The following is a 14123-nucleotide window of genomic DNA, read 5'->3' as shown; positions in this document are numbered from 1 at the left end:
CACCCCCAGCCAGACACCCACAACACGTCCATCCACCCCACCCACCAGAACCGGTGGATCAAGGCTGAGCGTTGCGCGTGCGAGGTACGAGCACCGCGTCACGACGAAGGGCCGGGGAGGGAATATTGAACCTTCAATCATTGTTCCCTTGGACATGAGAGTGGACACCGTCGTGATCGGAGCCGGGCAGGCCGGTCTGTCCGCCGCGCACCACCTGCAGCGGCTGGGCGTCGACTTCGTCGTGCTGGACGCCAACGACGCCCCGGGCGGCGCATGGCAGCACCGCTGGGACTCGCTCACCATGCACGACGTGCACGGGGTCGCGGACCTCCCGGGCACGGACGTGCCCGCGTGGGACCCGGCGGCCCAGGCCAACGTCGAGGTGCCCGAATACTTCGCCGACTACGAGCGTCGCAACAACCTCCCCGTCGAGCGCCCTGTGCGGGTGACGCGGGTCGAGTCGGACCCGACGGGCGATGAGCTGCTCGTGCACACCACCCGCGGCACGTGGCGGGCACGCTCGCTGATCAACGCAACCGGCACGTGGGACACGCCGTTCATCCCGTACTACCCCGGCATCGACACGTTCCGGTGCGAGCAGTTCCACACCGCGCACTACCCCGGCGTCGCCGCGCTGGCGGGCAAGCGGGTCGTCGTGATCGGCGGCGGCGCGTCCGCCGTTCAGTTCCTCGGTGAGCTCGCCGGCGTCGCCGACCTGACCTGGGTCACCCGCCGTCCGCCCGTGTGGCGCACCTCGGAGTTCAACCCCGACGCCGGGCGCGAGGCGGTCGCCCTCGTGGAGGAGCGTGTCAAGCGTGGGCTGCCGCCGCGGTCGGTGGTCAGCGTCACGGGCCTGATGCTGCGCGAGCAGGAACGCAAGGCTGCTGACATGGGCATCTACGCCGCGCGGCGGGCCATGTTCGCACGCATCGAGCCCGACGGCGTGCGGTTCCCCGACGGCAGCTTCCAGCCTGCAGACGTCCTCCTGTGGGCCACGGGGTTCCGCCCGAGCATCGCCCACCTGGCCCCACTGGGCCTGCGCTCGCCCGAGGGTGGCATCGAGTTGCTCGCCCCGCGAGACCCGCACACGTTCACCACCTCAGCCGTCGACGGTCGCATCCACTTCGTCGGCTACGGCCCGTCGGCCTCGACGATCGGCGCCACCCGCGCCGGCCGGGTCGCCGCGCTGGCCGTCCGTGAGCAATTGGATGGGGTCGCCGCCTGATTCAGGCGTTCACCTCGGCGTGTCGCGCCGTGACCCCATCCAATTGCTCACGGTCGTTCCCAGCGTCGGGTCGCGATGTCGGCGACCAGCGCGCTGTCGAGCATCATCAAGGCCCGACGCAGCCCGGCGCCGTCGATGCCCTCCGCAGTGTCGATCCGCGGCCGGGTCACCTGACCCATCGGGCGGTGCGCCACCAACTCGGCGACTGCGTCCAGCCGGCCCGTCATCTCCTTGCTCAGCATCCGCTCCTGCCTGCCCAGCTTCGACAGCTCGACGGCGAACGCCTCGTGCTCGTCGATCACGCCCGGGTCCTCCGTCAGGAGCATGGTGCCGGTGGAGCGCAACATCTGCAGCCCTCGGCCCAGGTCGCCGCCGCCGAACTCGGCCACGGCGTCGCGCAGGATGGGGTTGTCGTCGCGCACCTGCTCGGCCAGCAGGATGAGGTGGGCGCCGAGGATTCGCTCCTTGCTGCGGGCGTGCGAGTCCTCGGGGCTGAGCCGGACGCGCTCCTGGTCGGGGGCCGACATCGCCGTCGCGTCGAGCAGTTCGCGGCCGCGCTCCTCTGGCTGGGCGAAGGTGTCACGCAGCGGCATGGCCTTGATGAAGAGCGTCCCCGCGAGCGACAGCAGGGTGAGGACCGGCAGGATGATGAACACGGCCTGCATGGCACCGGCGAGCGACTGGCGCAGCAGGTCTGCCAGGGGCTCCGGCAGGTAGAGCAGGTCGCCGCGGTGCAGCACCGCGTTGGGGTTCAGGCCGCCAGTGGGGATGATCTGCTCCAGTTCCGGCGTGAGCCGCTCCTGGATCCCGCTCATGAGGTGCGTGGTCATGATGGTGCCGGCGATGGCGGTGCCGAGCGTGTTGCCGATGTTGCGGAAGAACTGCAGCGCCGAGGTGGCGACGCCGAGGTCGCGCCGCTGGACGGCGTTCTGCACCGCCAGCACGTAGATCTGGAACGCCATGCCGTAGCCCAGGCCCAGCACGGCGGTGGAGGCCACCAGCTCGAGGCGACTGGACTCCGCTCCGAGCCGCAGCATCCACAGCGCGCCGACCACCTGGACGACCGCGCCGGCGACGGCGAACTCCTTGTAACGGCCGGTGCGCGTCGTGAGCTGGCCCACGACGATGCCGATGGCGAACAGCACCACGTTCATCGGGATCAGGATGAGGCCCGACTCGGTGGCCGACACGCCCAGCACGCCCTGCGCATAGACCGGCACGTAGATGAGGACGGCCATCATGGCCATGTTCATGAAGAACGCGCCCACCGTCGAGAAGGTGAAGACCTTGTTGCGGAACAGGTGCATGGGCACGATGGGCTCCTCGGCCCGATGCTCCACCCACACGAACGCGACGCTGAACACCAGACCCACGAGGAGCAACACGATGACCTGGGGTTCCGCCCAGCCGTTCTGGCCGCCCAGGCTGATGCCCAGCAGCAGCGCCGAGACGCCGATGGTCATCGTCGAGATGCCGGCGTGGTCGATGCGTCCCTTGACCGACTCCTCGGGGATGTGGAGGTGCCGCAGGATGATCACCAGCGCCAGCAGACCGACGGGCATTGAGATGTAGAACAGCCAGCGCCAGCTCGACACGTCCGTGATCCAGCCGCCCAGCAGCGGCCCGGCCACCTGCGAGGCGCCCATCACCGCACCCATGTAGCCCTGGTACTTGCCGCGCTGCCGCGGCGGGATCAGCACGCCGAGGATCGTCTGCGACAGCGGCATGAGGATGCCCATGCCCATGCCCTGGATGGTGCGCGCCACGATCAGGAAGGCGAAGTTGAACGCCATGCCGGACAGCACCGAGCCGAGCATGAACAGCAACAGGCCGATGACGTAGAACCGACGGCGGCCGAAGATGTCGGACAGCTTGCCCGAGACGGGCGTGACGACGGCGCTGGCCAGCATGACGATGGTCGACAGCCACGAGTACCAGGCCAGCCCGCCGAGGTCCGCGACGATGCGGGGGATGGCAGGGCCGACGATCGTCTGGGAGATCGAGGCGCTGAACATGCCGATGACGAGGCCGAAGTAAGCCCATCTGATGGTGGCGAATCGGAAGGTGTCAGGCGCTGTGGTCACATCGTCTCAGGGTACGCCGGGCGTCGCGCTCCCCGAAATCGTTGCATGGGGCAACGACTAGACGGCCCGGACCCAGCGGTCGCCGTCGGGCACGAAGCCCACCCGGGTGAGGTATTCCTGCAGGTGTTTGGCGGGTCGTTCGACGACCACCCGGCGCAGCCCGAGGTCCTCGAAGATGCCGGAGCGACGGTGGACGAACTCGCCCGGGGTGAAGTCGCGGAACCGGGGGCTCACCCAGTCGAGCTCGACGACGCCCTCGCCGTCGCCGGCGTCGCGCACCACGGTGACGCCCACCGTCTCGTCGCCGCGGACCACCAGCCAGGCGTGGCGGTTCCCGTCGTCGAGGAGTTCGGCGCGGAAGCCGGGGTGCGTGGCCGCGATGTCGTCGGCGTGCACGGCCAGGACCCGCTTGAGGTACCCGTCGCCGGCCCTGACGGGCACGACCTCGTAGACCGCCTCGTCGTGGCGTTCGCGGTAGAGGCGGGTCAGCCAGTAGATGTTGATCACGACGATCACGGCGTTCATCGCCATGAACGGCCAGACCTCGATGACCCCGTTGTAGATGGCGGCGACGAGCGAGCCGGTGAGGTTCATCCAGCGGAACCGCAGCACGCGCCCCAGGGTGAGCGACCAGACCACGAGGATGGACCCGGCCCATCCGAAGATCTCCAACCACGGCATCGTGCGTCCCCTTCGACGGTGTTGCCGTCCGATGCTATCGACCCTGCGCCCCCGTGGCCGGAGGCAGAACGAACCTGTGCGGCGGAGAGCCGCACAGGTTCGATGTGCCCGCGTCAGCCGACCAGCTGGGCGGCCGGCCGGGTCCGCTCCGAGGGGTCGGGGCGGACGGCCGCGGGCTGCGCGGAGGCCCGACGGCGGAGCAGTCGCATCGCGTTGAGGATGACCACCAGCACCGACGCCTCGTGGACCAGCATGCCGATCGCCATCGTGACGCCGCCGAACAGGACGCCAGCCAGCAACGTGCCGACCGTGATCAGCGCGATCACGATGTTGGCCCGCATCACGTGCGCGGTGCGCTTCGCCAACGAGATCGCATCCGGGATGCGGCTGAGGCGGCTGGTCATCAACGCGATGTCTGCGGTCTCGACCGCCACCGGAGAGCCGGCGGCGCCCATCGCGATGCCGACGTCGGCCAGGGCCAGGGCGGGGGCATCGTTGACGCCGTCGCCCACCATCGCCACCGTGTGGCCGTCGGCCTGCAACTCGCGGATGACGTCGAGCTTGTCCTCGGGCAACAGCGACGCGCGGGCGTCGTCAATGCCCACCTGAGCGGCGACGGAGTCGGCCACCCGCTGGTTGTCGCCGGTCAGCATCAACACCCGCTTCACGCCCGCAGCGTGCAGCGATGCCACGAGCTCAGCCGCGTCGTCGCGGATGGTGTCGGCCACGCCGAGCGCGCCGATGACCTCACCGTCGAGCGCCACGACGAGCGGCGTCTGGCCCGCCGCCGACAGTTCGTCGACGGCGAACTGGCCGTAGTCGACGTCCGCGCCGACCTCCCGCATCAGCGCGAGGTTGCCGACGGCGACCTCACGCCCCCCGACCATCGCGACCACGCCGTGGCCCGGAACCGAGCGGACGTGGTCCGGGATGGCGGGGACCGTGATGCCGCGTTCCCGGGCCGCGTCGAGCACGGGGATGGCAAGGGGGTGTTCGGAGCCGGCCTCGGCGAGTGCCGCCCAGCGCAGCACCTCGTCCTCGGGGAATCCCGCGCCTGCCTTGATGGCGGTGAGACGGGGCTCGCCGCGGGTGATGGTGCCGGTCTTGTCCAGCGCCACCACGTCGATCTTCGCGGCCGTCTCCAGGAACTCGCCGCCCTTGATGAGGATGCCGTCGCGGGCGGCGCGGCCGATCCCGGCCACCAGCGCCACGGGGACCGAGATCACGAGTGCGCCGGGGCAGCCGATGACGAGCAGGGTGAGCGCGAGCTCGAGGTCCATGGTGAGCAGCCCGACGACCACCGACAGCACGATGATGCCGGGGGTGTACCACTTCGAGAAGCGCTCCATGAACTGCTGGGTGCGCGCCTTGGCGTCCTGCGCCTCCTCCACGCGGTGCACGATGCGCGCCAGCGTGGTGTCGGCGCCGACACCTGTCGCGCGCAGGGTGAGGAAACCGTCGGCGACGATGGTGCCGGCGTAGACCTCGGAGCCGGCCGACTTCTCGACCGGAATGGATTCGCCCGTGATGGCGGCCTCATCGACGGCGGCTTGGCCGCTGACGACCTCGGCGTCGACGGGCACGCGCCCGCCGTTCTTGACGATGACCGTCTCACCCACGCCGACGGTGCGCGCGGGCACCTCCACCTGCTCGCCGTCGCGGATGACGATCGCGGTGGTGGGGGCCAGGGCCACGAGCTCGGCCAGCGCGGAGCGGGTCTTGGCGAGGGTGGCGTTCTCCAGCGCGTGCCCGAGCGCGAACAGGAAGGTGACGGCCGCGGCCTCCCAGTAGTTGCGGATGGCGATGGCGCCGATGGCGGCGACGGCGACCAAGAGGTCGATGCCGATGACCTTGACGCGCAGGGCGTGCCAGGCCTTCTTGACGACGGGGGCACCGGCCACCACCGCGGCGGCGAGCATGAAGTACTCGCCGACGGCGGGGGCGACCTGCCCGAGGAGCAGTGCTGTGATGATGAGCGCGCCGGAGACGGCGGGGATCGCCCAGCGGTGGATGCGTGCATGCATGGCTTCCTGAACCTCTCAGAACGCCGAGGGACGGGCGGTGTAGCCGACCTTGGCGATGGCAGCGACGATGTCGTCGACTGTGGTCAGTGCCGCGTCGTGGTCGACCTCGATGCGCGACGAGGCGAAGTGCACCTTGGCGAGGACGACGCCGGGCAGCTGGCCGAGCGCCTTCTCGATCTTGGCGACGCACGACGGGCAGCTGAAGCCCTCGGCGCGGAGGATGGTGTGGGTGGTGGTCTGGGTGGTCATGATGACTCCTTCGTTGGTTGAGCCGATCGCATCCGAGGTACGAGGATCGCGACCGCCTACGTTGGTTGAGCCGATCGCATCCGAGGTACGAGGATCGCGACCGCCTACGTTGGTTGAGCCGATCGCATCCGAGGTACGAGGATCGCGATCGTGTCGAAACCCGGTGGGCTTTCTCGACACCCTCAAGTTAGGCTTGCACCGCGGAGAGCTCCTTGACCTGCATCAAGCTCTCACATCCCCACACGGGGCATACTTGAGCCATGTCAACCAGCGATACCTGCGTGTCCCTCGTCCCGATCTTCAAGGGGTTGGACCACACCCAACAACTGGAGGTGGCGGGGTTCGCGCGCCCGCTGCACTTCGACGCCGGCGACCAGGTGGTCGCCGCGGGCGACCGGAGCCGGCGCCTGTTCGTGGTGCATTCGGGCCGGGTGCGCGTGGTGCACCTCTCCGAGAGCGGCCGTGAGCACGTGGTGCGCGTCCTCGGCGTGGGCGACGTGCTGGGCGAGGACGCCTTCGTGCTGGGCAGGCGCCCCACCCACTTCGCCTACGCCGACACCGAGGCGTCCATGTGCACCTTCGACCACGACGACCTCGCCGCACTGGTGGCCCGCTACCCCGGGATTGCGGTGCGGATGCTGCAGGTGCAGTCGGAGCGGCTGGCCAACGCCGAGCGCATGCTCGCCGCCATGAGTGGCACCGACGTCGCCGCCAGGCTGGCCGCGTACCTGCTCGACCTGCCCTCGCGGCCCACCCCCGAGGGCGCGGAGGTGGAGCTGCCGATGGCCAAGAAGGACGTGGCCTCGCACTTGGGCACCACGCCCGAGACGCTCAGCCGCAAGCTGCGGGAGCTGGTCGACGACGGCGTGCTGGCCCTGCACGGCCGGCGCGGCATCGTGATCCGTGACATCGACGCGTTGCTCGACCGGTCGCCGGCCACCTGACGAGGGGCTAGACGGCGACGGGCTCCACCGGGGCACGGAGCGAGCGCAGGAACGCCACCCCGAACGCGAGGACCGGGATGGCGAGCAGCGCGCCGAGGATGCCGGAGATCACCGCGCCCGCGGTCAGGCCCAGCAGCACGGCGAGCGGGTGCAGGTCCACGGCCTTGCCCATCACGAGGGGCTGCAGGAAGGTGCTCTCGAGCTGCATCACGAGGATGACGGCGCCGAGCATGATCAACGCGGTGACCCACCCGTGGGAGACGAGCGCCAGCATGACCGCGACGGCGCCGGCCACCGTGGCGCCGACGATGGGGATGAACGACAGGAAGAACGTCAGGGCGAACAGGGCGGCGACCAGTGGCACCTGCAGCAGCATCGCGGCCAACGAGACGCCAGCCGCGTCCACCGCGGCGACGATCACGGCCGAACGCATGTAGGCCACCAGCGAGGTCCAGCCGCGCTGCGCGGCAGTGTCGACCTGGGTGCGGTAGTGGCGCGGCACCAGGACGCCCACCGTCCCGGTGAAGATCCGCCGGCCCTGGTAGGCGAAGAAGAACGTGGCCACCAGCGCGGTTGCCAGCCCGGCGAAGAAGTTGCCGAACGCGCCGCCCACCGATGCGGCGGCCCCCGCGATGATCGAGGCCTGGCCCTGCAGCCAGGCCGAGCCGGCGGCGATCCATTCGTTGAGCCGGGCCTGGTCGATGCCGAACGGTAGGGTGCCCAGCCAGTCGACCAGCGCCTGGAAGCCCTCCTTCGACTGCTCCAACAGGGCGGGGAACTCTGCGGCCACCTGGGTGCCGACGAACGTGAGCAGACCCGCCACCACGAGGATCAGGAGCAGCAGGGACGCGATCGAGACGAGCGCGGCCGGCCAGCCCCACCGTCGGAGCAGCTGGACGAGGGGGTGCAGCATGGCCGTCAGCAGCACCGCGAGCGCCACTGGCACGGAGATGGCCGAGAAGTAGGCCAGCGCGTAGAACAGCGCCACGACGGCGACGCCGAGCAGCAGGAGCCGCCAGGCGTAGCCCGCAGCCACCGTGAGGCCGCGCGGGATGTCGGGTTCAAGCCCCGCACGCCGATCCTCGGCGGGCACGGGCACGTGGACGACGACGGGTTCAGCGGGCGCGGGCGGCTGCGGAGCCAACAGGCGGCGCAGGGCGGGGATCAACGACACAGGTACTCCTTCGGGCCCCGCCCAGCGTAGTGCTCGGACGGGCCCACCGGATCAGACCTCCGTCTGTGCTCACTGCGTGATCTCGTAGGCCAGCAGGCGGGCCTTGTCGGCCTTGTCGTCGGAGCCCTGCAGCGCCAGCAGCTCCGCGTAGATGCCGCCGGTGGTGGCCAGCTCGGCCGGCGAGCCCACCTCGTCGATGCGGCCGTCGCGCAGCGTCACGATCCGGTCCACCGAGGCGATGGTCGACAACCGGTGGGCGATGATCAGCGTGGTGCGCCCCTCCATCAGTTCCTCGAGCCCCGCCTGGACGGCGCGTTCGGCCTTGGTGTCGAGCGAGCTGGTGGCCTCGTCGAGGATCAGGATGGGAGCGTCCTTGAGCAGCGCGCGGGCCACCGACAGCCGCTGCTTCTGGCCGCCCGACAGCTTGATGCCCCGCTCGCCGATCTCCGTGTCGAAGCCGTTGGGCAGCTTCAGGATGAAGTCGATCGCGTTGGCGCGGGTGGCGGCGACGGTGAGCTCCTCGTCGGTGGCGCCGGGCCGGCCGTACTCCATGTTCTCGCGGATGGTGCCGCTGAACAGGTTGGCGTCCTGGAACACGACGCCCACCTCGCGCCGCAGCGCCACCGCCGGCACGTCGCGCACTGATTGCCCGTTGACGCGGATCTCACCGTCCGTGGCCGGGTAGAGCTTCATGATGAGGTTGACCAGCGTCGTCTTCCCGCCGCCCGACTCGCCGACGAAGGCCACCCGCTCCCCGCGGTTGATCGCCAGGTCGATCTCGCGCAGCACGAGGTCGCCGTCGCCGTAGCCGAAGTCGACGTCGTCGAAGGCGATCACCGGGTCCTCGTCGGTCCAGTGCACCTCGGCGGTGGGCTCGGCCTCGAGCGCGTGGTTGGGCTCGTCGATCTCGGCCATCACGTTGAAGTACTCCTGGCTTCCGACGACGGCGCGCTGCGTCTGGTCCACCCAGTAGCTCATCGAGGTGACGGGCTGTCGGGCCATGGCGGTGAGCTGGATGAGCAGCACCATGGCGCCGACCGTGTAGTCGCCGCGGGCGGCCTGCACGAAGATGATGGCGTAGACGCCGAAGAAGACCAGGTCGAGGGCCCCGCGGCGCCAGAAGTCCATGCGGTGCCAGAACGCCGACTGCTGCCTGGTCAGGCCGAGGGTGGCGTCGTAGTGCGCGTTGAAGCCGGTCAGTTCGCGCTTCTCCGCCACGAACGACTTCACCACGCGCATCTGCCCGATGACCTCGGCGAACCGGCCGCCGGCGATGTCGTAGTGGTCGTTCTTCTGCTTCTCCCACACCTGCCACCGCTTCGACGTCAGCGCGGTCAGCCACACGAACGTCGGGTAGATCACGATCAGCAGCACCGACAGCCAGGGCGAGTAGAACGCCGTGATGACCAGGACGGCCAGCAGCGTGATGACGGTGGGGAAGAAGCTGTTGGCGAAGGTCTGGAGGAAGTCGGTGATCGACGTGATCGAGCGGTTCAGGCGGCTGACGATCTTGCCGGTGAGTTCGTTGTCGTAGTAGCGCTGCGGGAGGCGGAGCAACTTGTGGAAGTAGCGCCCCGAGAGGATGGCGCGCAGCCGCACCGACATCTGGTCGCCGAAGTAGCCGGCGATGTTGGTCAGCAGCGAGTTGGCCAGCGCGATGACCAGCAGCACGACGGCGTACCAGATGAGGTCCGTCCAGTCACCGCCGCGCCCGGCGGCGATGCTGACGACGGTGTCCGTCGCCCGGCCGATGACGAACGGCGTCAGCAGCGCCGTCGCCGACACCAACAGGGCACCGAGCACGATGCTGACGTAGAGGGGCCAGAGTTCCTTGGCGGTGGCCATGATCCGGATGATGCTGCGCACGGCTGAACTCTACGCTCCCGCTCCCGCTCGCCCGGCGGGCCTGTGCCCTTCAACCGCCGAGCGTGAAGCCCGACTCCCAAGGCGCGAGCGTCCTCCGCTGCCCCGACTCGAGCCGCACCGTCGTCGGCCGGGATGAGAGATTGGCCCACACCTCGACCCGTTCGGTCCCGGCCTCGCGGACGAAGCAGTAGGGGGCGGGGTCCTCCTGCGGAACCTGGCGATGGGTCCCGTGGGAGATGGCCCGCGAGGTGTGGCGCAACGCGATCAGGCCGCGGTAGTGCTCGAACACCGACCCGGGGTCGCCGTACTGGGCCGCAGCGTTGATCTCGACATGGTTGGGGTTGGCGGGCAGCCAAGGCGCCCCCGTGGTGAATCCTGCATGCCGGCCGGAGTCCCATTGCATCGGCGTGCGGGCATTGTCCCGACCCATGGCCCGCAGCCCCTGGAGGACGCCAACAGGGTCGCGGTGCCCGTTGGCGTCCCAGTAGTTGAGGCTCTCGACGTCCCGGAAGTCGTCGGGCCGCGCCCAGACGGAGTTGGTCATGCCCAACTCGTCGCCCTGGTAGATGAAGGGTGTGCCCCGCTGCAGCAACAGCACCGTGGCCAGCGCCTTCGCCGAGGCGACCCTGTGTTCTGCCGAGTCGTCGCCGAACCGGGAGACCATCCGCGGTTGATCGTGGTTGCCGAGATAGCTGCTGTTCCAGCCGACGTCGGCCAGGCCACGCTGCCACCTCTCGAGGCAGTCCACCAGTTCGCCGGGCGCGAGCGGACCAGCCAGGAACTTGTCGCCTTGGTGGCCCAGCGAGACGTGCTCGAACTGGAACACCAGGTCGACCTCGGCGCGCGCCGGGTCCGTGAACAGTGCGGCGTGTTCGATGGTCACCCCGGGCATTTCACCGATGAAGAGGACCTCTCCCGTGTGGCCTTCGAGGACGCGGGCACGCAGTTCTGCCAGGTACTGATGGATCCGGGGGCCGGACGTGTAGAACGCCGACCCGTCACCCAGGCCGTCGCCGTCGTCCAGCGCCTTCGGAAGGGCGGGATCCTTGGAGACCAGGTTGATGACGTCCATGCGGAAGCCGTCCACGCCCCGGTCCAGCCACCACCGCATCATCTCGGCGACGGCCCGCCGCACGTCGGGGTTTTCCCAGTTGAGGTCGGGCTGTGCTGGCGCGAACAGGTGCAGGTAGTACTCGCCGGTCGCCTCGTCGCGGGTCCACGTTGGCCCCGAGAAGAAGGAGCGCCAGTTGGTGGGTTCCTCCCGCCACCAGTACCAATCGCGCTTGGGGTTGTCCTTCGCCGACCTCGACTCCTGGAACCACGGGTGCTGGTCACTGGTGTGGTTCACGACGATGTCGATGACCAGCTTCATGCCCCGGGAATGCAGCTCCGCGACGAGCCGGTCGAACGTCGCCAGGTCCCCGAAGACCGGGTCGATGCCCTGGTAGTCGGAGATGTCGTAGCCGTTGTCGACTTGGGGCGAGGGGTACACCGGCGACAGCCACACCACGTCCACGCCCAGCCGCGCGAGGTGATCGAGTCGGGAGATGAGGCCGGCGAGGTCGCCGATGCCGTCGCCGTCCGAGTCGGCGAAGGAGCGGGGATAGACCTGGTAGACGACCGAGGACTTCCACCACTCACCATCATCGGCCGACATCGAACACCTCGGCGAGCTCGCCCCATGCCTCCGCGCGGGCGAAGACCGGCACCTCGCCCCATGCGTACCGCCGGGTGACGACGGCGCCACCAGGATGTTCGGTGCCGGACCAGACGTCGACCCACCTCCCTGCAGGTAGGTACGTGGCCCATTCCTGCGCGCTCTGCGTGATCGGGTGGACGAGCAGGTGGTCGCCCAGGAGGAACTGGCCGGGGTGGGCCCAGATCGTCGGGTCCCCGGCGAAGTCGAAGAAGAGCCCCCGCATCAACGGCCGGTCAGTCTCGACGGCTGCGCGTGCCTGCCCCTCGAGATAGGGCACCAGGGCCTCTCGCAGGTGCGCGAACCGAAGCGCGAGGCCCACCAGTTCAGGGGCGTCACGCTGGTCCGCGACGTTCCAGGGCGTGCGGTCCCGCAAGGGCGGCTGATGGTGGTTGAACTCGGAGTGGTACTGCATGATGGGGCAGAAGGTGGCTGCACCTAGAGCGCGGGCGTAGAGCTCGGCCTCCGGCACCGGCCCCGAGAAGCCCGCCAGGTCCCACCCCCAGTACACGATCCCGCAGGCCGACGCGGTGATCCCCGCTCGCATGGAAGCCTGGAAGGCCTCCCAGGTGGAATCCTCGTCGCCCGCCCAGTACACCCCGTGGGGTTGCGAGCCGGCGAAGCCGGCGCGGGAGAACGTCACGGGGGCCTTCCCCTCAGACCGCAGCAGGTCGCCGAACGCCTTGGCGTAGTGCACGGGGAACGCGTTGTTGCCCTCATCCCCCCTGCGCCCGTCGCCGTGCTGCAGCTCCCGGCCCCACGCATGCTCGCCACCGTCGGTCTTGAAGCCGTCGATGTCGAGATCGCGCACCAGCCATCGGCGCTGCTCGGTCCACCAGGCCCGGCCCTGGGGCGTGCTCAGGTCGGGCATCAACGCCCGGGGGAACCACCAGCCGCGGTTGCGGTAGGGGGCGCCGTCCGCTTCGCGTACCACGTGGCCGGAGTCGACGAGTGCCTGGGCCTGGGCGGCGGCCTCGGGCCCCACCCCCTCGTCCTTCTGCAGCGGGATCTGCCAGAGCAACACCTTGATGCCACGTCGATGCAGTTCCTGCACCATCCCTGCGGGATCCGGCCAGGCACCGTCGGGCGGGTAGGTGAAGTCCGCTGCCGAGCGTGGCGATCCGTCACCCGGCTGGTACGTGGCGTCACGGAAGACGCAGAACCCCTCCTCGTCGGACCATGCCTCGATGACCACGGCCCCGACGGGGATGTCCTCGGCCCGGTGCCGGTCCATCTGCGCCATGACCAGCGCCTGTGTGTTCCATTCGTTCCCGGACGCCCAGAGGCGCAGCACCCATGGGGGCAACTCCTGCGCCCGGCCCACCTCGTCGAGGAATGCCGTCAACACCGACACCGGGGTGCCGCGCCACAGACCCACGTCGACGGTGGGTCGCTGCCCGGGCCGAACCCAGCCCAGGTCCACCTCGACGAGGAGCACGTCGGGCAGCGTCACCCCGACGTCGAACCAGGTGCGCCGGGTCGTGCGCACGTGGAATCCCCATGCGCCGCCGTCCTCGTCGATCACGTGCGCGAACGGCATCGGGAGGTAGGTGCGGCCGTGCCGACTCTGGGCCTTGTACTGCTCGAACACCACGGCATCCAGCTGCCTGCCGCGTTGGTCCACGGCGTCGAAGCGTTCCCCGAACCCGACGACGTGCTCGCGGGGGCCCAGCGGAAGGCCGAAGCGAGCGCGATGCACGCCCGCGCGGGAAACGAGCCATTCGACGCGGGTGGGGGCCACACCCGGGACGCGGAGGTCGCCGAGGTCGTCCGCCGTCCAGGTGGCGGGCGACAGGTCGAACCACGGCGTGGGCTCGCCGTCGGAGGGCACGAAGCGGTAGCGCCCATCACGCGCGGCGACCCGGTCCCACCCAGTCACCCAGCCGTTGTCGGCAGCCATGGCGGCCTCCTGGGCGGCGGCGAGGTGTCCCTCGCCGCCCGCCAGGGACGCCGCGTCGGAGTCTGCGCCGTCGACCCTGCCCATCGGTGTGCGCACGGTCTCACCGTCGGTGAACTCGACTTCCAGGTCCACCGCCCGGCAGCCGCGGGAGGCCGTGACGCCGAAGCGCAGCGGTTCTCCGACGACGGGCGTGGGTGGCATCAGTTGGTCGAGCGAGTGGGCATAGGGGTGGCCCACCCCGGCGGGGTGGTGGTGCACCGTGGTCATGGGTCGCCTTTCG

General features: G+C 69.7%; 10 protein-coding genes. 2 read left to right on the top strand and 8 right to left on the bottom strand.

The genetic code is table 11. From position 1 onward, the window contains the following. Positions 1-154 precede the first annotated feature (154 nt). A complete protein-coding gene (locus ABEA30_RS00570; protein WP_345577422.1) occupies positions 155-1225 on the top strand; it encodes an FAD-dependent oxidoreductase in 1071 nt (356 codons plus the stop codon). 47 nt (positions 1226-1272) lie between these two features. On the opposite strand, the gene ABEA30_RS00565 is transcribed toward ABEA30_RS00570, so the two are convergent. From ABEA30_RS00565 to ABEA30_RS00550, 4 genes are all read right to left on the bottom strand, one after another. Beyond that, positions 1273-3309, bottom strand: a complete 2037-nt coding sequence (locus ABEA30_RS00565) for an MDR family MFS transporter (protein ID WP_345577419.1) — start codon at positions 3307-3309, stop codon at positions 1273-1275. Positions 3310-3366: 57 nt separating this feature from the next. Beyond that, positions 3367-3990, bottom strand: a complete 624-nt coding sequence (locus tag ABEA30_RS00560; protein WP_345577417.1) for a hypothetical protein — start codon at positions 3988-3990, stop codon at positions 3367-3369. A 113-nt stretch (positions 3991-4103) separates the two neighbouring features. Then, complete coding sequence (locus tag ABEA30_RS00555; protein WP_345577414.1) at positions 4104-6014, bottom strand: heavy metal translocating P-type ATPase; 1911 nt, start codon at positions 6012-6014, stop codon at positions 4104-4106. Between the two features lie 15 nt (positions 6015-6029). Next, positions 6030-6263 (bottom strand): heavy-metal-associated domain-containing protein, encoded by a 234-nt coding sequence (locus ABEA30_RS00550; protein ID WP_345577411.1) that lies wholly within the window; start codon positions 6261-6263, stop codon positions 6030-6032. A gap of 260 nt (positions 6264-6523) precedes the next feature. Between ABEA30_RS00550 and ABEA30_RS00545 the strand changes: the two genes are divergently transcribed. Beyond that, positions 6524-7207, top strand: a complete 684-nt coding sequence (locus ABEA30_RS00545; protein ID WP_345577408.1) for a Crp/Fnr family transcriptional regulator — start codon at positions 6524-6526, stop codon at positions 7205-7207. Positions 7208-7214: 7 nt separating this feature from the next. On the opposite strand, the gene ABEA30_RS00540 is transcribed toward ABEA30_RS00545, so the two are convergent. The 4 genes from ABEA30_RS00540 to ABEA30_RS00525 form a co-directional block, all read right to left on the bottom strand. After that, complete coding sequence (locus tag ABEA30_RS00540) at positions 7215-8381, bottom strand: AI-2E family transporter (RefSeq protein WP_345577405.1); 1167 nt, start codon at positions 8379-8381, stop codon at positions 7215-7217. Positions 8382-8450: 69 nt separating this feature from the next. Continuing rightward, on the bottom strand, positions 8451-10247 hold the full coding sequence (locus ABEA30_RS00535; RefSeq protein WP_345577402.1) for an ABC transporter ATP-binding protein: 1797 nt from the start codon (positions 10245-10247) through the stop codon (positions 8451-8453). Between the two features lie 49 nt (positions 10248-10296). Continuing rightward, positions 10297-11904, bottom strand: coding sequence for a glycoside hydrolase family 13 protein (locus tag ABEA30_RS00530; protein ID WP_345577399.1), 1608 nt, complete (start codon positions 11902-11904; stop codon positions 10297-10299). After that, positions 11891-14110 carry a glycoside hydrolase family 31 protein gene (locus ABEA30_RS00525; protein ID WP_345577396.1) on the bottom strand — a complete coding sequence of 740 codons (2220 nt, stop codon included), beginning with the start codon at positions 14108-14110 and terminating at the stop codon, positions 11891-11893. Before ABEA30_RS00525 ends, ABEA30_RS00530 begins: the two co-directional genes overlap by 14 nt. Between the last annotated feature and the right edge of the window lie 13 nt (positions 14111-14123).

The organism is Tessaracoccus lubricantis, assembly GCF_039544535.1.
GTDB lineage: Bacteria > Actinomycetota > Actinomycetes > Propionibacteriales > Propionibacteriaceae > Arachnia > Arachnia lubricantis.
This window is presented reverse-complemented; position numbering and strand designations above follow the sequence as displayed.